The sequence below is a fragment of the Kitasatospora purpeofusca genome, assembly GCF_042691725.1.
Taxonomy (GTDB): Bacteria; Actinomycetota; Actinomycetes; order Streptomycetales; family Streptomycetaceae; genus Kitasatospora; species Kitasatospora purpeofusca_B.
In genome coordinates this window covers 5,285,949-5,306,825 of record NZ_CP170483.1, presented here as the reverse complement: position 1 = coordinate 5,306,825, position 20,877 = coordinate 5,285,949, and the positions used below count along the sequence as shown (strand labels likewise).

The window sequence follows — 20,877 nt, the reverse complement described above, 5'->3', positions numbered from 1 at the left end:
TCTTCGGAGTCGGGTCAGGAGAGCTCGTACACGGCCATCCGGCCGTTGTCGAAGACCTGTGTGCTGAGGGTCTTCAGGGCCGGCGACTCCGGCCCGGTCCTGCGGTTCACCACGACGTAGCGGACGCCGTGCCCGTCGCGCAGCCGGCCGAGGACGTCGGCGGTCGGCCGGTAGACGGCGTCGTCGTTCAGCGCGAGCAGCTGCTGGTCCCAGAAGCTGCCGGACTTCTCGGACATCAGCCGCGGCGAGTAGGCCCAGCCCTCCACCAGCACCGAGCGCTCCGAGTAGGCGCTCAGGTAGAACGACAGCGCGTTCGTGCACTGCGCCCCGGGGTGGGCGTAGTCGGTGTCCGAGCGGCAGTGGGTGTTGGTGGCGAGCACGTCCCCGGGTGCGCTGTGCGCGCGCACCCAGCGCGCGGCCTGCACCTGGCTGGCGGGCAGCGGCCAGGCGCCGTCCCACGGCAGCTCCCCGGCCTGCCGTACGTCGAGCAGCAGCGCGGGCGCGCCCGCCGCCAACGCCCCGGTGAGCAGGACGAGGCCGCCGCGACGGCGCAGGGCGGGCAGCACCCGGCCCGCGGCCCACCACAGCAGGCCGCACACCCCCGCGACGCCCGCGAGCGCCGCGGCCGCGGCCAGCGACGGCACCAGCGCGGCGTAGGACGCGGCGCCCCCGGGGTCGCCGACCGCCGTCAGGGCGAACGCCGCCCAGTCGTCGGCGTGGTGGTGGATGCCGTAGGTGAGCAGCAGGACGAAGGCGAGCGTGCCGACGGCCAGCGCGGCCCTGCCCCGGGCGGGCAGCGCGGCGCGCTCGAAGACCTCGGTGCAGCCCCAGGCGGACAGCAGCACGCCGAAGGAGAGCCCGGCGAGCGTGAAGTAGCTGGAGTTGAAGCCGTTGACCACCAGATACGCCGCCGGCCCGGCGACGGCTCCGCCGAGCAGGAACCACTGGGCCGGCTCCAGCCCGAGCCGCCGGCGCCGCAGCAGCGGGATCATCCCCGCCATCCGGAGCTGGTGGTTGAGCAGGAACGCGACCAGGGTGGCGGCGACCACCACGCTCTGCGTCGCGGCGGTACGGCTCTGCTGCGGATCGGCCCAGTACTTGGCGATGTTGCCGAAGGGCACCGCTTCGAGGCCGTAGCTCTCGAAGCGGAACAGCACGGCGGTGGCGAAGAGTTGGGCGCCGGCGACGATCGCGCCGAGCCAGACGACGGTCCACGGGACGCGCCGGGTGCCGATCAGCACCATCAGGCCCGCGAACGCCAGGGCGGCCAGTGTCACCGGCAGCGAACTCGCCTTGGCCGCGCTGGAGGCCAGCGCGAACAGGGCGGTCAGGACGAAGGCGCCCCGGCCGAGCGCGGGGACCCCGCCGTCCCCTCCGGTCTCCCCCTCGCCGCGGCCGCGCAGCGCGTCGCCGACCACGCCCACCAGGGCCATCAGCAGCGGCTGACTGTACGTCAGTGACAGGCTCGCCCACATCATCAGCGGCACGGCCGGGGCCCCGAAGGTCCAGCTCGGCGAGTCGTTCGGGTAGCCCGCGCCGAACTCGCCCACCGCGAAGATCAGCAGGGCCGCGACCGGGCCGGCCCACGGCCGGCCGGTCAGCCGGTGGGCCACCACGGCGGTGACCACCATGGCGAGCGCGGCCAGCGCGGGCACCATCAGCCGCATCTGGATCACCGGCAGGTCGAGGTGCCCGACCAGATCCCCCATGGCCATGTGGACGAAGGTGAACCAGTGGTAGTGCAGCGGTTCCCCGGCGGCCTGCGGGAAGGTCGGCGGCATGTGGTGCTTGGCGTTGCCGGCCAGCGAGAGCAGGTACGGCAGGTCGATGTACTGCCGGGTGGTCTCGGTGTCCGGCAGCACCGGGTTCCTGCTCAGGAAGACCGCGTACAGGTAGCCGCTGGTGAGCCCGACCGTGCCGGCGACCGACCAGGACCAGCCGGCCGGCATCCGGCGGTGGCCGCGCGGGAACCAGTGCCGCCGCAGCCCCGGCACCGCGAGGAACGGGACCACCACGGCCAGCGGCCAGGCGACGGCCACCGACTGGAGGCCGAGGCCGACCAGCACGGCCCAGGCGAGCAGTTCGAGGGCCAGACCGACCACCGCGCCGAGGGCGAGGTCCTCCAGCAGCGTGTGCGGCCGGCGGCGGAGCGCGCGGAACACCAGCGTGCCGGGCAGCAGGACGCCCCAGAGCACGTAGCCCGTGTAGCGGGCGATGTCGCCGAAGGAGGTGTCGGCAGCCGCCAGCAGAGCGACCAGCAGGGCGTAGGCCGCGACGGCGGGCAGGAACCCGAGCAGCCGGGCGCCCGGTGCGCGCGGGGCGTCCTCGGCCCCCGGTGCGGCGCCGGCGCCGCAGCGCCCCGGCGTGGCGGACCGCGCGTCCGGCGCGGGTGCGGTGCCGTCAGTCGTCCCCATCGTCCACTTCTCCTGCGCCACTGCGTCGCCCGGCCGGCCCCGGCTGTCGGCCCGGCCCGCGGCGGGGCGCGCGGCCCCGGCCGGGTCGGGGGTCACATCGCGTAGGCGGAGACCCTGCGCGTCCCGTCGTCGGTCTCCTCGGCCGAGTCGTAGCCGACGAAGTACGCCGGACGGGCCTGGGCCGCCGAGTAGATCCGGCCGACGTACTCGCCGAGCAGGCCGATGCAGATCAGCTGGACGGCGCCCAGGAACAGCATCCCGACGAACAGTGAGGACCATCCGGGCACGGTCTCGCCGCGCACGTACTCGACCGCAGTGTAGATGCCGAGCGCGACGCAGAGCACGAAGCTCAGCATGCCGAGCCAGGTGGCGAGCCGCAGCGGGGCGGCGGAGAAGTTGGTGATGCTGTCGAGGGCGAGCCGGACCATCTTGGAGAGCGGGTAGTGGGTCGAACCGGCGACCCGCTCCTCGCGCACGTAGACGACCTCGCCGCTGGGGAAGCCCAGCCACGGCACCAGCAGGCGGTAGACCGGCTGGTGCTCGGGCATCGCCTTGAGGGCGTTCACCGCGGCGCGGCTGAGCAGGCGGAAGTCGCCGGCCTGGTTCGGCATCTTCTTGCCGACCAGCTTGCGCATCAGCCAGTAGTAGGCGCCGGCGGTGCGGCGCTTGAAGGCGGTGTCGGTGCCGCGGTCGCCGCGCACGCCGTAGACGACGTCGAGGTTGCGCTCCCGCGCGAGCGAGAGCATCTCGGGGATCTTCTCCGGCGGGTCCTGGAGGTCGGCGTCGATGGACACCACGTAGTCGCCGAAGGCGCGGTGGATGCCGGCGGTCAGCGCGGCCTGGTGCCCGGAGTTGCGGGCGAAGCGGACGATCCGGAACTGCGGCCAGTCCTGGCGCACCTTCTGCATGATCGCCGGGGTGGCGTCGGTGCTGCCGTCGTCGACGCCGACGACCTCGTAGCCGATCCCCAGGTCGTCCAGGATCGGCCGCAGCCGCTCGACGGTGAGCGGCAGGGCCTCCTGCTCGTTGTAGATCGGCATGACGACCGACAACAGCGGCGCCGGCCCCTCGGCCGCCTTCCCCGCGTCGTGGGCTGCTGCGTTGAACATCAGGTGTCGCCTCGTCCCTTGGGTCTCGAAAGCGATCGATCGGACATCGGCAGCCCGCGCCCGGGTCCCGGCCTGGTGGAACGGCGGGTGGGAGAAGAGGTGAGCCGCCTGTGCCGACCGGGTGATCGCGGTCAGGCTAACAGCAGGTTTTCAGCACCGCATGAATGCGTTCTGAGCGTCGCATTCATCCTGACCCGTCCCCTCAGGACCCCAGTGCCGGCGGTTCGTCCGAGGCCCTGCGAAGCGTCGCCATCGAACGGTCCAGCGCGTTCTTGAGGAGTCCGGAGACCGGCCGCTCGACCACCCGGTGGATCGTCCAGGCCGTCAGCAGCACCAGGACCAGCGTGATCCCGAGGGCCGCCGCGACCCCGACCCGGTTCAGGCGCAGGACGTGGATCACCGTCCAGCCGATCTCCTGGTGGATCAGGTACAGCGGATAGGTGAGCGCCCCCGCGACGGTCAGCCGCTTCCACTGGATCCGGTCGAACAGGCCGAGCGCCGCGCCGAGCACCAGCCCGAAGGCGGCGGTCACCGCGGCGGCCATGACGTACCAGGACAGCCCGTGGCCGAGGACCTCGACGTAGACCTCCCGCAGGTGGCGCAGGCGGGACAGCGCGAGGATCCAGGAGAAGCCGACGATCCCCCACAGCAGCAGGTTCTGGCCGAAGCGGTACATCAGGAACATGGCGACGCCGGCGATGAAGAACGGCGCCCCGTCGGGCATGGCGATCGTGGCCAGCAACGGGATCCCGGCCTGCGGCGCGAGGACGGCGAGGATGGTCCAGATCCCGCAGAACGCCACCACCCTGCGGTAGGTGAGGCCGGTCGCCACCACCAGGGCGAACAGCAGGTAGAACCGCATCTCGACCCAGAGCGTCCAGTAGACGCCGTCGACGTGCCGCAGGCCGAGCGGCTCCTGAAGCATGGTCAGGTTGGCGAGGACGGTGTCGACGTGCAGGCCCTTCGCCGCGAACGTCCGGGCGTACTCCTTGAAGGTGAGCACCACGAAGCCGGTGAGCAGGACGCCCACCCAGTAGCCCGGGTAGAGGCGGACCACCCGGGAGACGAAGAACTCGCCGGGCCGCTTGCCCCAGCAGCTCATGCAGATCACGAAGCCGCTGATGACGAAGAAGAGTTCGACACCCAGCCAGCCGTAGGCCGCCACCCTGTTCAGCAGGGGCAGCGCGTCCTTGGGCGTCACCCCCTCCCACACCCCGGAGACGTCCACATAGGCCGCCCAGTGGAAGGAGACCACGCTCAGCGCCGCGAACAGGCGCATCCCGTCGAGGGCGTACAGGCGCGGACGCCCGGCCGGTCCGCCCTCGGCCGCCCCGCCTATCCCGCGAGCGGCGGCACGGCGCCGGAGCAAGGAGGGCTTCGTCAGGAGCGGAGGAGAGGCCATTTCCGGAGCGCTTTCGACGGGTGGGGCGCGGAGGACCCCGGTCAGCCCTGTTCGGGGGAGGGCCGCGGGGTCGCTCAGTTTATCCAGAAGCCGCGCGTCCGAGGCGCGGCTGCGCTCCGGAGCCGGCCGGGAACGCCGAAGGGCCCCGCACACCCAGGGGGGTGCGGGGCCCTTCGGATCGCCTGTGCGGTCCAGGCAGGTCAGAACACCAATTACTTGATGATCTTGGTGACCTGGCCGGCGCCGACGGTGCGGCCACCCTCACGGATGGCGAACTTCAGGCCCTCCTCCATGGCGATCGGCTGGATCAGCGCGACCGTCATGGCGGTGTTGTCGCCCGGCATGACCATCTCGGTGCCCTCGGGGAGGGTCACGACGCCGGTCACGTCCGTGGTACGGAAGTAGAACTGCGGGCGGTAGTTGTTGAAGAACGGGGTGTGGCGGCCACCCTCGTCCTTCGACAGGATGTAGGCCTGGGCCTCGAAGTCGGTGTGCGGGGTGACCGAACCCGGCTTGATGATGACCTGGCCGCGCTCGACGTCCTCGCGCTTGATGCCACGGAGCAGCAGACCGACGTTCTCACCGGCCTGGCCCTCGTCGAGCAGCTTGCGGAACATCTCGATGCCGGTGACCGTGGTGGTGGTCTTCTCGGTCTTGATGCCGATGATGTCGACGGTCTCGTTGACCTTGAGGATACCGCGCTCGATACGACCGGTGACGACGGTGCCACGACCGGTGATCGTGAAGACGTCCTCGATCGGCATCAGGAACGGCTGGTCCACGGCGCGGGCCGGGGTCGGGATGTTCTCGTCGACCGCGTGCATCAGGCCGAGGAGCTTCTCGCCCCACTCCTTGTCGCCCTCCAGCGCCTTCAGCGCGGAGACGCGGACGACCGGCAGGTCGTCGCCCGGGAACTCGTACTCGGAGAGCAGCTCGCGGACCTCGAGCTCGACGAGCTCCAGGATCTCCTCGTCGTCCACCATGTCGGCCTTGTTCAGGGCGACGACGATGTACGGAACGCCGACCTGGCGGGCCAGGAGGACGTGCTCCTTGGTCTGCGGCATCGGGCCGTCGGTGGCGGCGACCACCAGGATGGCACCGTCCATCTGGGCGGCACCGGTGATCATGTTCTTGATGTAGTCCGCGTGACCCGGGCAGTCGACGTGGGCGTAGTGGCGCGCCTCGGTCTGGTACTCGACGTGCGCGATGGAGATGGTGATACCGCGCTGCCGCTCCTCCGGCGCCTTGTCGATCTGGTCGAACGGCGTGAAGGGGTTGATCTCCGGGTACGCGTCGTGCAGCACCTTGGTAATGGCCGCGGTCAGCGTGGTCTTACCGTGGTCGATGTGACCGATGGTGCCGATGTTGACGTGGGGCTTCGTCCGCTCGAACTTCGCCTTCGCCACTGAGTCCTCCTGAGGACAGTTCTGTACGCCGTGGTGACGTCAGTTGGTCTTTGATCGGTTGTGGTGCGGGTTGTCCGGAGGACATCCCGTGCCGTCCCGCTGGTGGGGGGGCCGGAGGCCCCGGGAGGATCCGAACCGGATCCTCCCGGGTTGCCTCCTAATAGCCTAAGGGGTGGTTATCGTCCCGAAAGTCGGGACGTCACTCGCCCTTGGCCTTCGCGATGATGTCGTCCGCCACGTTCCGCGGAACCTCGGCGTACGAGTCGAACTGCATCGAGTAGCTCGCGCGACCGGAGGTCTTGCTGCGCAGGTCACCGACGTAGCCGAACATCTCGGAGAGGGGCACCAGCGCCGTGACGACGCGGGCACCGTGACGCTCGTCCATGGACCGGATCTGGCCACGGCGAGAGTTGATGTCGCCGATCACGTCGCCCATGTAGTCCTCGGGCGTGGTGACCTCGACGGCCATCATCGGCTCGAGGAGGACCGGCTTGGCCTTCCGCGCGCCTTCCTTGAAGGCCATCGAACCGGCGATCTTGAACGCGAGCTCGGAGGAGTCGACGTCGTGCGCGGCACCGTCGAGCAGCTTCACGCGGACACCCTGCAGCGGGTAGCCGGCGAGGATGCCGAACTCCATGGCCTCCTGGCAGCCGGCGTCGACCGACGGGATGTACTCGCGCGGGACGCGGCCACCGGTGACCAGGTTGACGAACTCGTAGCCCTCGGCCTGCTCGAGCGGCTCGATCGCGATCTGCACCTTGGCGAACTGACCGGAACCACCGGTCTGCTTCTTGTGGGTGTAGTCGATGCGCTCGACCGCCTGGCGGATGGTCTCGCGGTACGCGACCTGCGGCTTGCCGACGTTGGCCTCGACCTTGAACTCACGGCGCATACGGTCGACGAGCACCTCGAGGTGCAGCTCGCCCATACCCGCGATGATGGTCTGGCCGGTCTCCTCGTCCGTGTTGACCTGGAAGGACGGGTCCTCCTCGGCGAGACGCTGGATGGCAACACCCAGCTTCTCCTGGTCACCCTTGGACTTGGGCTCGATCGCGACGCGGATGACCGGGGCCGGGAAGTCCATGGACTCCAGGATGACCGGGTTCTTCTCGTCGGACAGCGTCTCACCGGTGGTGGTCTGCTTCAGGCCCATGACGGCGATGATGTCGCCGGCGCCCACCGAGTCGATCTCCTCACGCTTGTTCGCGTGCATGCGGTAGATCTTGCCGATGCGCTCCTTCTTGCCCTTGACGGCGTTCAGCACCGAGGTGCCGGACTCCAGGCGGCCCGAGTAGACCCGGACGAAGGTGAGCTTGCCGAGGTGCGGGTCCGACATGATCTTGAACGCGAGCGCGGCGAGCGGCTCGTCGTCCGAGGCCTTGCGGGAGATCTTGACGGTGTCGTCGCCCGGCTTGGTGCCCTCGATGGACTCGATGTCCAGCGGGGACGGCAGGTACTTGACGACGGCGTCGAGCAGGGGCTGGACGCCCTTGTTCTTGAACGCGGTGCCGCAGAAGATCGGGGTGAAGTCCGAGTTCAGCGTGCCCTTGCGGATCGCCGTCTGCAGCAGCTCGACCGGGATGTCCTCGCCCTCGAGGGCGAGCTCCATGATCTCGTCGCTGACGTTCGACACCGTGTCGATCAGCGCCTCGCGGTACTCGTCCGCCTGCTCCTGCAGCTCGGCCGGGATGTCGACGATGTCGTACATCTCGCCCTTGGCGGCCTCGGCGGACCAGACCAGCGCCTTCATGCGGACCAGGTCGACAACGCCCTGGAAGTCCGCCTCGGCACCGATCGGGAGCTGCATGACCAGCGGGGTGGCGCCGAGGCGGTCCACGATGGTCTGGACGCAGAAGAAGAAGTTGGCGCCCGTGCGGTCCAGCTTGTTGATGAAGCAGATGCGCGGGACGCCGTAGCGGTCAGCCTGCCGCCACACGGTCTCGGACTGGGGCTCGACACCGGCGACACCGTCGAACACCGTCACGGCACCGTCGAGGACGCGCAGCGAACGCTCCACCTCGACGGTGAAGTCGACGTGACCCGGGGTGTCGATGATGTTGATGGTGTGGTCGGCATCGTCGACGGTCCAGTGACAGGTCGTCGCGGCCGACGTGATCGTGATGCCGCGCTCCTGCTCCTGCTCCATCCAGTCCATGGTGGCAGCGCCATCGTGGACCTCACCGATCTTGTACGACACGCCGGTGTAGAACAGGATCCGCTCGGTGGTGGTGGTCTTGCCCGCGTCGATGTGCGCCATGATCCCGATGTTGCGGACCTTGGCGAGGTCAAGGGAGGTTGCAGCCATGGTGGCTCGTTCTCTCTCTGTCTAGTGACGGGGTAGGGACTACCAGCGGTAGTGCGCGAAGGCCTTGTTGGACTCGGCCATCTTGTGGGTGTCCTCGCGACGCTTCACCGAAGCGCCCAGGCCGTTGCTGGCGTCGAGGATCTCGTTCATCAGGCGCTCGGTCATGGTCTTCTCGCGACGCGCGCGCGAGTAGCCGACCATCCAGCGCAGCGCCAGGGTGCTGGCGCGGCCCGGACGGACCTCGACCGGAACCTGGTAGGTCGCGCCACCGACACGGCGGGACTTGACCTCGAGGGCCGGCTTGACGTTCTCCAGCGCACGCTTCAGCGCGACGACCGGGTCCGAGCCGGTCTTCTCACGGACGCCCTCGAGGGCGCCGTAGACGATCCGCTCGGCGGTGGAGCGCTTGCCGTGCAGCAGGATCTTGTTGACCAGCTGGGTGACGACCGGGGAGCCGTAGACCGGGTCGATGATGACCGGGCGCTTCGGGGCGGGGCCCTTACGAGGCATTCTTACTTCTCCTTCTTGGCGCCGTAGCGGCTGCGAGCCTGCTTGCGGTTCTTGACACCCTGGGTGTCGAGCGAACCGCGGATGATCTTGTAGCGGACACCAGGAAGGTCCTTCACACGACCACCGCGAACCAGCACGATGGAGTGCTCCTGCAGGTTGTGGCCCTCGCCCGGGATGTAAGCGGTGACCTCGATCCCGCTGGTGAGGCGCACACGGGCGACCTTACGAAGGGCCGAGTTCGGCTTCTTCGGGGTGGTCGTGTACACACGCGTGCAGACCCCACGGCGCTGCGGGGAACCCTTCAGCGCGGGAGTCTTGTTCTTCTCGACCTTGTCCTGCCGGCCCTTTCGGACCAGCTGCTGGATCGTAGGCACCGTTTCTCCGTTTTCTGTGTGCCAAGGCTTGGTGGAACTAACCTGTGGTGATTCCCTCGTCACACGGCCCCGTGGTCGACCCACGCGGTCGGGTGTGTTGGGTTTTTTCCGGCACGGAATCCCGTGGGCTGATGTACAGCGACGGCGCTCTACGCGCGGCGCGCTGGGAGGCGCTCCGGCTCGGCGCGGCGACCGGTGTGCATGCACGCACAAGGACCCGGGGACACCCCAGGCACAAGGTCAGAGCGTACCTAGCGCATCGGGCTCGGTCAAAACAAATGCAACGCCGCAGGTGGCGGCCGTCGGCCGGGTGTCGCCCGGATGTCCCGCGCGCGGCCGCCCGGTGTCGGGTCGCCTTCTACCGCCCTACCACACCGAGGGGGACGCCGCCACTCGGGACGGCCGCCGCGCGGGCGTCCGGCGGTCAGCCGAACATGACCACCATGGTGAAGATCAGGGCCCAGAAGGCGATCGACAGCCAGCCGAAGACGATCCCGGTGACGGCCATGCCGTCACCCTCCTCGTTGCGCTCCGCCGCCTGCTTGCGGCCGATGTGGCCGGCGATCACGGCCGGCACCCCCAGCAGGCCGCCGGTCGGCACGCAGAGCAGGCCGAGCACGAGCGAGGTCACCGCGACGGCGTTGGTCCGGCGCGCCGGCGGCGGGGCCAGGAAGGTCGGCGGCACCGGGACGGCGACCGGTCCGGCCATCGGCGGCGCCATCATCTGCGGGGCCACCATCGGGCCGGACGGCAGGTCGGCGACCAGCCGGGCGAGCTGGCCGTAGGTCTGCGCGGTGCTCGCCGCGTCGAACCGGTCGCCGTACTCCGCGGCGCTCAGCCGGCCCTCCGCGAACGCGGCCTTCAGCACGTCCACCGTCCGCTCGCGGTCCGCGGTCGCCGCGCGCATCGCCGACTGCTGCATCGCGGCGTGCGACGGCGCCATGTGCGGCGGAGCGGCGGGCGGCATCCCCGGGACGGGCGGCATGGACGCGGGCGGCTTGGCCATCCCGTGGCCCTGGTCACCCCACGGCTGAACGGCCATCCGCCACCTCCCGATACGCCCGCGCGACCACGGTCCCTCCCCGTTCACTCGACTCTCATAGTGCAGGACGAACGGGCGACCTGAGTAGTTGCCAATTCCGCGCATCGGGCGGTCTTTTCCCGAAAACCCGCGGCGACCGGGCCCGCGCCCGGTCCCGTCGGCCGCTCGCCTCACCCGTTTGGCTCCGACACACGGGGGGCATCGCCACAGGAGACAGGCCGGGCCGGACGGTGGCAGGCTGTCGTCGGGCCCGTGTCGATCATGGAACCTGCACCCGCCCCGACCGGTCCGACCACCAGCAGAAAGAGCCGCCATGCAGGCGTCAGCGCCGCCGCCGTCCCCCGTCCCCGCCGCCCCCGTGCCCTCGGCCGTGTCCATCCAGGGCCTGTGGAAGCACTTCGGCACCCAGGCCGCCGTCGCCGGGCTCAGCCTGGAGCTGCCGTCCGGGGCGTTCGTCGGACTGGTCGGCCCCAACGGCGCCGGCAAGACCACCACCCTGTCGATGGTCACCGGCCTGCTCCGGCCGGACCAGGGCACCGTGCTCGTCCACGGCGCCGACGTCTGGGCCGACCCGGTCGCCGCCAAGGCCCGGATCGGCATCCTCCCCGAGGGCCTGCGGATGTTCGAGCGGCTCAGCGGGCGCGAGCTGCTCCAGTACAACGGCCGGCTGCGCGGCCTGCCCGGCGCCGAGGTCGACCGCCGCGCCGAGGAACTGCTCGCCGTCCTCGACCTCGCCGGCCACGCCGACAAGCTGGTCGCCGACTACTCCACCGGCATGCGCAAGAAGATCGGCCTGGCCGCCGCGCTGCTGCACAACCCCGACGTGCTGTTCCTCGACGAGCCCTTCGAGGGCGTCGACCCGGTCTCCGCCCAGACCATCCGCGGCGTGCTCAAGCGGTACGCGGCGGCCGGCTCCACCGTCGTCTTCTCCAGCCACGTCATGGAGCTCGTCGAGCAGCTCTGCGACTGGGTCGCCGTCGTCAGCACAGGCCGGGTGATAGCCCAGGGCCCGCTGGACACCGTCCGCGGCGGGCGCAGTCTGCACGAGGCGTTCCTGGAGCTGATCGGCGTCCGCGAGGACGACGGCCAGGCGCTCGGCTGGCTCGGCGGGGGCGAGCGGTGAGCACCTCCCCCGCCGCCGCGCCCGCCGGGCTGCCCGACGACCGCACGGTCGTGCGCACCCTGGTCTCCCTCAAGCTGCGGCTGCTGCGCAACGGCCTGCGCCGCAGCCGCGGCCGTGCGGCCCTCTACGCGCTCGGCGCCGTCCTCGGCGTGCTGTTCGCCGGTGGGATCGCGCTCGCGATGGCGATGCTGGAGCACGCCGTCCACAGCGGGTCCGCCGGTGACGCGGGCGTGGTCCTCACCGGCGCGCTGACCCTCGGCTGGGCGGCGATCCCGCTCTTCCTGTTCTCCAGCGACGAGAGCGCCGACCCGACCCGGCTCACCATGCTGCCGCTGCGGCCCGGGCCGCTGCTGCGCGGCTCGGTGCTGGCCGCCCTGCTCGGGCCCGGGCCGCTGATCAGCCTGGTCCTGCTCACCGGCGCCGCGCTCTCCGGCGCCGTCGGCGGCGCCTCGGCGGCGGCCGGGGTGGTCGGCGTGCCGCTCGCCGTGGTCACCGTCGTCGTCCTGTCGCGCGCGGTCGCCGCCGGCAACGCCCGGCTGCTCTCCAGCCGGCGGGGCAAGGACTTCGCCATCTTCGGCGGCCTGCTCTTCGCGCTGCTGGTGCAGATCGCCAACGTCGGCTCGCAGAGCGTCTTCGGCAAGCCGGGCACCGACGGCCTGGACCTCGAACCGCTCGGCCCGATCGCCTCCGTGCTGCGCTGGGTGCCGCCGGTCTCCGCCGTCGACGCCGCCCGCACCGCCGGCGAGGGCCGGTACCCGCTCGCGCTGCTCCAGCTCGCCGCGACCGCCGCGCTGCTCGTCCTGCTGCTGCGCTGGTGGCGGGCCAGCCTGCAGCAGCTGATGGTCACCGCCGACGCCTCGACGGTGGAGGTGGTGCGCGGCGTCCAGGACTCGGGGCGCGGCTGGCGCTTCCTGCCGGACGGCCGGGTCGGCGCCGTGATGCAGCGCCACCTGCGGTACGCCTGGCGCGAGCCGCGGGCCAAGGCCGCCGTCTTCACCAGCATCGGCATGACGCTGGTGGTCTGCGTGCTGTCGATCGTCCAGGGCTGGTCCACGGTCTACCTGGTGGCGATGACCGGGATGTTCCTCGGCCTGCAGATGCTGAACCTGTTCGGCATGGACGGCTCCGCGTTCTGGATGGTCGCCGCCACCCTGCTCACCCCGGCCGACGCCCGCGACGAACTGCGCGGCCGCGCGTTCGCCCTGCTCTCCTACGCCGTCCCGGTCACCCTGGTGCTCGCCGTCGTCCTCGCCGCGGCCACCGGCGACTGGTCCGGCCTGCCCGCGGCCGTCGGCGTCGCCTTCGCCCTGCTCGGCAGCGGTATCGCCATCGGCGCCGTGCTCAGCGTGCTCGCGCCGTACACCATGCCCGCCGACAACAACCCGATGCGCAACGCCGCCCCGGGCCAGGGCGGCCTGGTGATGCTCAACAGCTTCGGCTCGATGTTCGGCAGCGTCATCGTGGCCTCCCCCGCCATCGCCTACCTCTCCTGGGCCCTCGCCACCGACGCCCCCAGCTGGCCCCTCCTCCTCGCCGGCCCCCTCTACGGCGCCCTGATCGCCACCCTCGGCCTGCGCCTCGCCGCCGGCCGGCTGCTGGAACGCCTCCCCGAGATCCTCGCCAAGGCCGTCGAACGCTGACGGCCGGTCGGGTGTCCTGCCGGGCACCGAAAACCCTTCGGTGCCCGGCGGCCCGTCGTCGGATGATGGCCCGATGATCTCGGTGGAGCGCTACAGCGCCTTCAATGTCAACAGCATCGGGCTGAAGCGTGCGCCCTTCCCGCTGAGCTTCAGCCTCCGGGAGGCCGAGGGCTCCTGGCTGGTAGGCGCGACCGCCGCACAGGCCGGCGAGCTGGTCGACCTGCTCGCCGCCGCCGCGAACGAGCGCATCGTCGTCGCGGCCCTGGACACCAACAGCTTCCTGCACGAGAACCACCAGCAGTGGCTGCCGTCCCTGATCGCCGCGGAGCAGGGCGTGGACTGCACCGTCCACCCGCTCGGGGACGGTGAGGAACTCCTGCTGCTCGACCGCAGCAGCCTGCCGACGTTCTTCGACGGCAGCTGGTCGCCGTACGAGCTGTCGCTGGTCGACGCTCCTGCGAACCTGACACCCGAACAGCTCGACCACCTCGCCCTGACCGTCGCCACGACCGACCTCGACCGTCCGGTGCTCCCCCTCCTCGACGGCTCCACCCTGCGCTTCTCCGGTCACGACGACTGCTACGTCTCACTGGAGACGACGGATCCCGCGCTGCCGTCCGCCGTCCTGGTCCGCCTGCTGGCCCTGATGGCCGGCTCCGCCCTGACCGACGGTCAGGATTCGGCCCCGGTGCGCGTCCCGGAACCCGACCGCGCCCTGGCCGAGCGCCTGATCGCCACCGCCCCGCACTGGGCGGGAACCCTCGCCACCGCGAGCACCACCGAAGTGGCCCTCGCCCTGTCCCCGCTCCCCCGCCCCTGGCGCCTCACCGACCCCCGCCCGGAGCACCCCGCCTGCACGGCCACCCTCGACCTGCTCACCGGACGGTGGACCCTCACCCCGGGAGTGGGAAGTCGGCGAGGCCGACTTCCCACTCCGCAGCCGGCTGGTGAAGAAGGCCGATCGGGCCTCCCACTCACCTGATCGACCACAGCAACCGAAGCGACAGCGGCGAGGCGAAGCCGAAGCCGCCCCGCCACAGACACGACGCGGCGAGGCGAAGCCGAAGCCGCCCCGCCACAGACACGACGCGGCGAGGCGAAGCCGAAGCCGCCCCGCCACAGACACGACGCGGCGAGGCGAAGCCGAAGCCGCCCCGCCACAGACACGACGCGGCGAGGCGAAGCCGAAGCCGCCCCGCCACAGACACGACGCGGCGAGGCGAAGCCGAAGCCGCCCCGCCACAGGCCCGGGTCGCAGGGGGCGGTCCGGCATCATGGGTGGGAGGCATTGGGACCGGAGGTAGGCGGCGTGGGCAGGCGGAAGCAGGGCGGCGGGACCGGCGGGGAGGCCGGGGTGCTGCTGGAGACGGCGGTGCGGGGGGTGGTGACGGCGTCCGAGGAGGGGTTGGACCTCGCGCTGGACACCGGGGCCTCGCTGCTGGCGGCCTCCGCCGGGCAGTGGCCGGCGGTCAGCCGGGCGGTGCTCGGGTACGCCGACACGGCGGTCGGCCGGTGCTGGTCCGCCGGATGGCGCCCCGCGGACCTGGTACGCGTGGTCCGCCGCGAGCTGAAGCCGGTGCACCTGGCGCTCGCCGTCGACCTGATCGCCGCCGAGAACCGCCGCTACCCCGCCGCCGCGGCGGACCGCCGCTGGCAGGAGCAGCTGCGCGAGCTGGAGGCGGACACCTGGTGGAAGTCCGACGAGGACTACCTCCCCGCCTTCGCCCACCGCCACCGTCTGGACCGCTTCGCCCTCGCCACCGCGCTCCTGGAGCTGCTGCGCGGCTGGGGCCGGCTGCCCCCGATCGCCCCGGTGGGCCCCGCCCCGGGCCGGGCGCCACGCGCCGAGAGCCGCCCGCGCGGCCCGGTGGCCGACGAGCCGCGGATGCTGTCACGGATCCGCGCCCTGCTGGCGAAGGCCGAGTCCACCGACTTCCCCGAGGAGGCCGAGGCGCTCACCGCCAAGGCCCAGCAGCTCATGGCCCAGCACAGCATCGACGAGGCCCTGCTCGCCGTCGACGGCGCCGACCCGCACGCGCCCGGCGCGCTGCGGATCGGCGTGGACAACCCGTACGAGAGCCCGAAGACGATGCTGCTGGACGCCGTCGCGGCCGCCAACCGCTGCCGCGTGGTGTGGGCGAAGGAGTTCGGCTTCTGCACCGTGATCGGCTTCGACGCCGACCTGGACGGCGTCGAGCTGCTCTACACCTCGCTCCTCGTGCAGGCGACCCACGCGATGCAGCAGGCCGGCGCCCGCCAGCACCTGGACGGTGCCTCCCGCACCAAGGCGTTCCGGCAGTCCTTCCTGGTCGCGTACGCCGCGCGGATCCGCGAGCGGCTGGCCGAGGCCACCGAGCGGACCACCAGCGACGCCGCCGCCGGCCGGCACCTGCGCGAGGACGGCACGGCGGAACAGCTGGTCCCGGACGAACGGCTGCTGCCGGCCCTCAAGGCCCGCACCGAGGCGGTGGACCAGCAGGTGGACCGGATGTTCCCCAAGCTGGTGTCCCAGCGCGTGCGGGTGAGCGACGGCGAGGGCTGGGCGGCGGGCCGCGCGGCGGCGGACCGGGCGTCCCTGCGCGGCCGCTCCGGGGAGATCCGGCGCTGAGGTCCGCGGCGCGCAGCGGCGCGCCTGGTAGAACAGGTCGCGGGGACTACGAGGGGTGGGCGATGTGAGTACGGAGACGGGCTACCGGGACCGGGTGCGCGGGGCGCTGCTCGGCGGCGCGATCGGCGACGCGCTGGGCTGGCCGGTGGAGTTCCAGCAGCTGCAGCAGATCCGCGAGCGCTTCGGCCCGGCCGGCGTGACGGGCCTGCCGGGCGGCGGCCGGGTGGCCGAGGTCACCGACGACACCCAGATGACGCTGTTCACCGCCGAGGGCCTGATCCGCGGCTTCGTCCGCGGCTGGTCCGGCGGCGGCGGTTCGGTGCCGGAGGCGGTGCACGGCGCCTACCGCCGCTGGCTGCTCACCCAGCAGCAGGGCGCGCCGGACCACGAGCCGCTCCCCCGCCCGTACGACGGCTGGCTGCTGCGCGAGCCGTTCCTGTACGCGCGGCGGGCGCCGGGCAACGCCTGCCTGACCGGGGTGCAGTACCACCCGGTGTTCGAGCCGCCGGTGGCGCTGGGACAGCCGGGACCGATCAACGCGCACTCCAAGGGCTGCGGCACGGTGATGCGCTCGGCGCCGTTCGGGCTGGGCCGGCTGAGCGTGGAGCAGTCGTTCGGGCTGGCCGCGCAGTGCGCGCAGCTGACCCACGGGCATCCGACCGGCTACCTGGCAGCGGGCGCGTTCGCGGCGCTGGTGGAGCGGCTGGCGGCCGGGACGGAGCCCTGGGCGGCGGTCGGCGAGACGGTGGAGCAGACCCGGGAGTGGCCGGCCTCCAAGGAAACGGTGCAGGCACTGGCCCGGGCGGTGCGGGTGGCCCAGGAGTCCGAGCCCTCGGCGGAGGCGGTGGAGCGGGTCGGGCTGGGCTGGATCGCCGAGGAGTGCCTGGCGATCGCGGTGTACTGCCTGCTCGCGGCGGCCGGCGGGCCGGATCCGGCCCGGGCGGCGCTGCTGCTGTCGGTGAACCACTCCGGGGACAGCGACTCGACGGGCGCGGTCTGCGGCAACCTGGTCGGCGCGGCGTACGGCGCGAGCGCGCTGCCGGCCGCCTGGGCGGAGGCGGTGGAGGGCCGGGAGGCGCTGCTGCGGACGGCGGACGACCTGCTGGTGCTGTTCGGCAGCCGCGAGCCGGGCCACCCGGCGCTCGGGGACCGCTACCCGGCCGGATAGCGGCACGTCAGCGGGCCGCCGGGTCGGTGACCTGTCCGAGGAAGAGCGGCCGTCCGGTGGCGGTGTCCCGGATCAGGAAGAGGAACGGCCGGTCGATGTGCAGCTCGACGGGGTTCGCCGGCGCGGGCGCGGCCATCACCCCCATGCCGACGCCGCTGCCGGCCGCCGCGACCGTGCCCTGCTCGTCGACCTGCACGGTGGCCTTCTGCACCACCGTGCTGATGGCGAGTCCCCCGTCGGCGCCCGGTCCGGGGATGCCGGAGAGGTCGGCGGCCGGCCCGAAGGCCGCCTTGACACCCAGGGCCCGCAGCACGGGCGAAAGCTCGTTCGAGGTGTCGAAGTGGAACTTCGGCAGGGTGAGGTCGACGGTCCGCTCGGCGAGCGAACCGAGGATCCGGTCCAGCTCCGCCTGGTCCAGGCCCTTGCGGAAGGCCGCGAAGCCGCCCTGCGCGGGAACCACCAGATCCATCGCCAAGGTGCTTCCCGCGTAAGGGAGTTCGACGGCCTGCCAGGGTTCGCCGAGGATGCCGCCGGAGCCCTCGGCGTAGCGCAGGCGGGCGCTCCGGGCCATGGTGGGGACGGCGGCCTCGGTGCCGTCGAGGCGGTGGAACGGCCGGTCGGCGGTCCTCCCCGCCTTGAACGGCTCGGCCCAGTCGGCCTTGAGGTAGAGCGCGTCGGTGAGCGCGAGCCGGGTGTCCGGGTTGATCCCGCCCGGGCCGAAGAGGTTCTTGATCCGCCCCTCGGTGGCCTTCTCGACGACGCCGTTGACGGCCTTGCGGGCGCCCTCCGGGTCCTTCCGGAAGTCGGCGGTGTGCACGCCGGTACCGAAGGCGGCGGCCAGGACGCCGAGGTAGTGCTGGTCGATCGGGTAGTCGCGCTGGGCCCAGAGGTCGTCGGACTGCCTGAGGACCGGCCCGCCCTCGGCCGTGGCCGCCGCCGGCCGGTTCAGGGCGCCGGTGGCGAGCGCGTACTGCTCGGGGGCGAGTCCGGTGTGCAGCGCCTTGGCCAGTTCGTCGGCGGTGGCGCCGCGCGCGCCGGGCAGCACCATGGCGAGGACCGTGGCCAGGCCGGACGGCGAGAGCACCAGGTTGCGGCCGGCCGCGGCGGGGTCGGCGGTGAGGGTGTGCAGCAGGTCGAGGCCGAAGGCTCCGGTGGCCGCGGCGGTGGCGGCGACCTGGGCGGGGTCGGCGGGCGGCACGGTCGCGGGGTCGGCCCGGACCACGGCCGCGCCGCCGCCGGAGGAGCCGCAGGCGGTGAGCAGGGCCGCGCAGCAGAGCAGGAGCGCCGCCGGGCGACGGGTGCGGACGGACGTCGCGGACATGGCCGGCCTCGCCTCTCGGATCACGGTGCGGGCCGTCGCCCGCGCCTGGTGCCGGTTGGACGCGGCGGGCCCGGGCCCGGTTCCCGGCCCCGGACCGCCGTGCCGTGATCGTGCGCCGCGAGCGGGCGGAACGACGATCCGGTCCCCGCTTCCCCGGCCCGGCCGCCTTCGTCGCCGCACGCCTGCGGCGGCGAGTGACGGACCGGCGGACGGTCAGTCCCAGAGCGCGCCGAACTCCAGCAGCTCGTCCCGGTGCTCGATCCGCTCCACCCACGCGGCCGGCCAGGCGTCGGCGCCCAGGTGCGCCCCGGCGAAGGCGCCGGTCAGGCAGGCGATCGAGTCGGAGTCCCCGGAGGAGTAGGCGGCCCGGCGGACGGCGGCCACCGGGTCGTCCGGCAGCAGCAGGAAGCAGAGCAGCCCGGTGGCCAGCGCCTCCTCGGCGATCCAGCCCTCGCCGGTGGCCAGGCAGGGGTCGGCCTCGACGTCCGGCGCCGCGAGCGCGGCGTCCAGCCGGTCGAGCACCCCCAGGCACTCGTCCCAGCCCCGGGTGGCGAACGCCTCGGCCGTGCGGTCCTGGGCGTGGTCGGCGAGGTCGCCGAGCCAGAACGCGTCGTACCGGCCGCGGTTGGCGAGCGCGTACGCCCGCAGCGCGGCGGTCAGGCCGGCCGGCGCCAGGCCCTCGGCGAGCCTGCGGACGGCGTACGCGGTGAGGTCACTGGCCGCGAGCGCGGTCGGGTGGCCGTGGGTGAGCCCGGACTGGAGCTGGGCGGCGCCGGCGGCCTGGGCCGGGGTCAGCTCCCGGACCAGGCCGATCGGGGCGACCCGCATGTTGGCGCCGCAGCCCTTGGAGCCGACGTCGCTCGCCGCCTGCCAGCGGCGGTCGGGCCTGCTGAGCCGCTCGCAGGACCGCAGACAGGTCATCCCGGGGGCACGGGTGTTCTGCGGCGAACGCCACCAGTCGACGAACTCCTCCCGCAGCGGCCGCTCCAGCCGCAGCGGGGTGAGCGGCCCCCGGGCCAGGGCGGTGCGCAGAGCGCGGGCCAGGGCGAGCGTCATCTGGGTGTCGTCGGTGACCAGGGCCCGCTTCGGCAGCGGCAGTTGACGCCAGTGCGGCCACTGCCACGCGATCGTCCCGATGTCGTCGAACTCGGTGTGCCTGCCGAGCGCGTCCCCGATCGCCAGCCCCAGCATCGCCCCCGTCGCCCTGCCGCCCACGGCCCGCTCCCCCTTCGTCGTCACACCTCGACCAGCAACTCCTTCAGCCCCCGGATCACGTAGCCCGGCTGCCACTCGGGCTCGCGGACCAGCCGCAGGCCCGGGGCCCGGCGGAGCAGCGTGCCGTAGGACTCGGTGAGCTCCAGTCTGGCGAGCGGGGCGCCGAGACAGAAGTGGATTCCGGCGCCGAAGGTGATGTGCGGGTTGTCGGTGCGGCCGAGGTCGAGGCGGTCGGGGTCGGCGAAGCGCTCGGGGTCGCGGTTGGCGGAGCCGAAGAGCAGGGCGACCTCGGAGCCGCGCGGAATGGTGACGCCGCGGACCTCGATGTCCTCCAGCACCCAGCGCTCGAACATCTGCAGCGGGGTGTCCCAGCGCATCAGCTCCTCGACGGCGGTGGGCAGCAGCCCGTCGACGTCGGCGCGCAGCCGGGCCAGCTCGCCGGGGTTGCGGAACAGCGCCCACCAGCCGTTGCCGGTGGTGTTGACGGTCGCCTCGTGGCCGGCGTTGAGCAGCAGCACGCAGGTGGAGATCATCTCCTGCTCGCTGAGCGCGTCCGAGCCCTCCTGGGCCTGGATCAGCGCGCTGATCAGGTCCTCGCCGGGGGCGGCCCGGCGCTCGCGGATGAGGGCGCGCAGGTAGTCCGAGAACTCGGTGCTCGCGGTGACGGCCCGGCGGGCCACCTCCTCGCTCGGGTTGAGCTCGAACATCCCGGTGATGTCGGCCGACCACGGGCGCAGCAGGTGCCGGTCGGACTCCGGGACGCCGAGCATCTCGGCGATCACCGCGACCGGCAGCGGCTCGGCGACGGCGGCGATCAGGTCGCCGCCGCCGTCGGCGAGCAGTCCGTCGACGAGTTCCCCGGCGAGCCGCCGGACGGTGGGGCGCAGGCCTTCGACCATCCGCGGGGTGAAGGCCTTGGAGACCAGGCGGCGGATCCGGGTGTGGTCCGGGGCCTCCAGGTCGAGCAGGCCGTTGTCGTTGAGGGTGTGGAACGGCTCGTGCGCCGGGTCGGGCTCGGGGCGGCCGAACTCCTGGTGGCTGAACCGGTGGGTGTAGGTGCGGCCGAGCCGGCGGTCGCGGAGCAGCGCGCTGACGTCCTCGAAGCGGGAGACCAGCCACTGGCCGGTGGGTTCGAAGTACGCCACGGGGGCCTGCTCACGCAGGGCGGCGTACGCGTCGTAGGGGTGGGCCACGAACGCCGCCGACCAGGGGTCGAACTTCGCCGTCGTCGTCATCGGTC

The 20,877-nt window shown here is 72.4% G+C and carries 16 protein-coding genes; 5 read left to right on the top strand and 11 right to left on the bottom strand.

The genetic code is table 11. The annotated features are described in order from the left end of the window. Positions 1-14: 14 nt before the first annotated feature. The 8 genes from ACFCLZ_RS22735 to ACFCLZ_RS22700 form a co-directional block, all read right to left on the bottom strand. Complete coding sequence (locus ACFCLZ_RS22735; protein WP_380278744.1) at positions 15-2,414, bottom strand: hypothetical protein; 2,400 nt, start codon at positions 2,412-2,414, stop codon at positions 15-17. A 92-nt stretch (positions 2,415-2,506) separates the two neighbouring features. Then, positions 2,507-3,523 (bottom strand): glycosyltransferase family 2 protein, encoded by a 1,017-nt coding sequence (locus ACFCLZ_RS22730; protein WP_380278742.1) that lies wholly within the window; start codon positions 3,521-3,523, stop codon positions 2,507-2,509. A 202-nt stretch (positions 3,524-3,725) separates the two neighbouring features. Next, complete coding sequence (locus ACFCLZ_RS22725; protein WP_380278741.1) at positions 3,726-4,892, bottom strand: acyltransferase family protein; 1,167 nt, start codon at positions 4,890-4,892, stop codon at positions 3,726-3,728. A 245-nt stretch (positions 4,893-5,137) separates the two neighbouring features. Next, positions 5,138-6,331, bottom strand: a complete 1,194-nt coding sequence (tuf, locus tag ACFCLZ_RS22720) for an elongation factor Tu (protein ID WP_376086168.1) — start codon at positions 6,329-6,331, stop codon at positions 5,138-5,140. A gap of 199 nt (positions 6,332-6,530) precedes the next feature. Further along, positions 6,531-8,636, bottom strand: coding sequence for an elongation factor G (fusA, locus tag ACFCLZ_RS22715; protein WP_380278739.1), 2,106 nt, complete (start codon positions 8,634-8,636; stop codon positions 6,531-6,533). A gap of 39 nt (positions 8,637-8,675) precedes the next feature. Continuing rightward, a complete protein-coding gene (gene rpsG / locus ACFCLZ_RS22710) occupies positions 8,676-9,146 on the bottom strand; it encodes a 30S ribosomal protein S7 (RefSeq protein ID WP_148644378.1) in 471 nt (156 codons plus the stop codon). Positions 9,147-9,148: 2 nt separating this feature from the next. Further along, entirely contained in the window at positions 9,149-9,520 is a 372-nt protein-coding gene (gene rpsL, locus ACFCLZ_RS22705; protein WP_014144289.1) for a 30S ribosomal protein S12, read from the bottom strand. Positions 9,521-9,944: 424 nt separating this feature from the next. Further along, positions 9,945-10,562, bottom strand: coding sequence for a DUF1707 and DUF4190 domain-containing protein (locus ACFCLZ_RS22700; RefSeq protein WP_380278737.1), 618 nt, complete (start codon positions 10,560-10,562; stop codon positions 9,945-9,947). A gap of 313 nt (positions 10,563-10,875) precedes the next feature. Here ACFCLZ_RS22700 and ACFCLZ_RS22695 point away from each other — a divergent pair, with 313 nt between their 5' ends. The 5 genes from ACFCLZ_RS22695 (at position 10,876) to ACFCLZ_RS22675 (ending at position 17,101) form a co-directional block, all read left to right on the top strand. Continuing rightward, entirely contained in the window at positions 10,876-11,685 is an 810-nt protein-coding gene (locus tag ACFCLZ_RS22695) for an ABC transporter ATP-binding protein (protein ID WP_380278736.1), read from the top strand. Beyond that, on the top strand, positions 11,682-13,325 hold the full coding sequence (locus ACFCLZ_RS22690; protein WP_380278734.1) for a transporter: 1,644 nt from the start codon (positions 11,682-11,684) through the stop codon (positions 13,323-13,325). The genes ACFCLZ_RS22695 and ACFCLZ_RS22690 overlap by 4 nt, the downstream gene beginning before the upstream one ends. A 73-nt stretch (positions 13,326-13,398) precedes the next feature. Beyond that, on the top strand, positions 13,399-14,307 hold the full coding sequence (locus ACFCLZ_RS22685) for a hypothetical protein (protein ID WP_380278733.1): 909 nt from the start codon (positions 13,399-13,401) through the stop codon (positions 14,305-14,307). A 327-nt stretch (positions 14,308-14,634) separates the two neighbouring features. After that, a complete protein-coding gene (locus ACFCLZ_RS22680; protein WP_380278731.1) occupies positions 14,635-15,933 on the top strand; it encodes a DUF2786 domain-containing protein in 1,299 nt (432 codons plus the stop codon). 64 nt (positions 15,934-15,997) lie between these two features. Then, positions 15,998-17,101, top strand: a complete 1,104-nt coding sequence (locus ACFCLZ_RS22675) for an ADP-ribosylglycohydrolase family protein (RefSeq protein ID WP_380278729.1) — start codon at positions 15,998-16,000, stop codon at positions 17,099-17,101. Positions 17,102-17,108: 7 nt separating this feature from the next. On the opposite strand, the gene ACFCLZ_RS22670 is transcribed toward ACFCLZ_RS22675, so the two are convergent. The 3 genes from ACFCLZ_RS22670 to ACFCLZ_RS22660 form a co-directional block, all read right to left on the bottom strand. Continuing rightward, a complete protein-coding gene (locus ACFCLZ_RS22670; protein WP_380278727.1) occupies positions 17,109-18,422 on the bottom strand; it encodes a serpin family protein in 1,314 nt (437 codons plus the stop codon). Between the two features lie 213 nt (positions 18,423-18,635). Further along, positions 18,636-19,661, bottom strand: coding sequence for an ADP-ribosylglycohydrolase family protein (locus ACFCLZ_RS22665; protein ID WP_380278725.1), 1,026 nt, complete (start codon positions 19,659-19,661; stop codon positions 18,636-18,638). After that, positions 19,658-20,872, bottom strand: a complete 1,215-nt coding sequence (locus ACFCLZ_RS22660) for a cytochrome P450 (RefSeq protein ID WP_380278723.1) — start codon at positions 20,870-20,872, stop codon at positions 19,658-19,660. The genes ACFCLZ_RS22665 and ACFCLZ_RS22660 overlap by 4 nt, the downstream gene beginning before the upstream one ends. Between the last annotated feature and the right edge of the window lie 5 nt (positions 20,873-20,877).

Bases quoted from the DNA above. Each gene is read 5' to 3' on its own strand.
- ACFCLZ_RS22685 (WP_380278733.1), top strand. From the start codon at position 13,399: ATGATCTCGGTGGAGCGCTACAGCGCCTTCAATGTCAACAGCATCGGG.
- fusA (WP_380278739.1), bottom strand. From the start codon at position 8,636: ATGGCTGCAACCTCCCTTGACCTCGCCAAGGTCCGCAACATCGGGATC.
- rpsG (WP_148644378.1), bottom strand. From the start codon at position 9,146: ATGCCTCGTAAGGGCCCCGCCCCGAAGCGCCCGGTCATCATCGACCCG.
- ACFCLZ_RS22700 (WP_380278737.1), bottom strand. From the start codon at position 10,562: ATGGCCGTTCAGCCGTGGGGTGACCAGGGCCACGGGATGGCCAAGCCG.
- ACFCLZ_RS22730 (WP_380278742.1), bottom strand. From the start codon at position 3,523: ATGTTCAACGCAGCAGCCCACGACGCGGGGAAGGCGGCCGAGGGGCCG.
- ACFCLZ_RS22660 (WP_380278723.1), bottom strand. From the start codon at position 20,872: ATGACGACGACGGCGAAGTTCGACCCCTGGTCGGCGGCGTTCGTGGCC.
- ACFCLZ_RS22670 (WP_380278727.1), bottom strand. From the start codon at position 18,422: ATGTCCGCGACGTCCGTCCGCACCCGTCGCCCGGCGGCGCTCCTGCTC.
- ACFCLZ_RS22695 (WP_380278736.1), top strand. From the start codon at position 10,876: ATGCAGGCGTCAGCGCCGCCGCCGTCCCCCGTCCCCGCCGCCCCCGTG.
- ACFCLZ_RS22735 (WP_380278744.1), bottom strand. From the start codon at position 2,414: ATGGGGACGACTGACGGCACCGCACCCGCGCCGGACGCGCGGTCCGCC.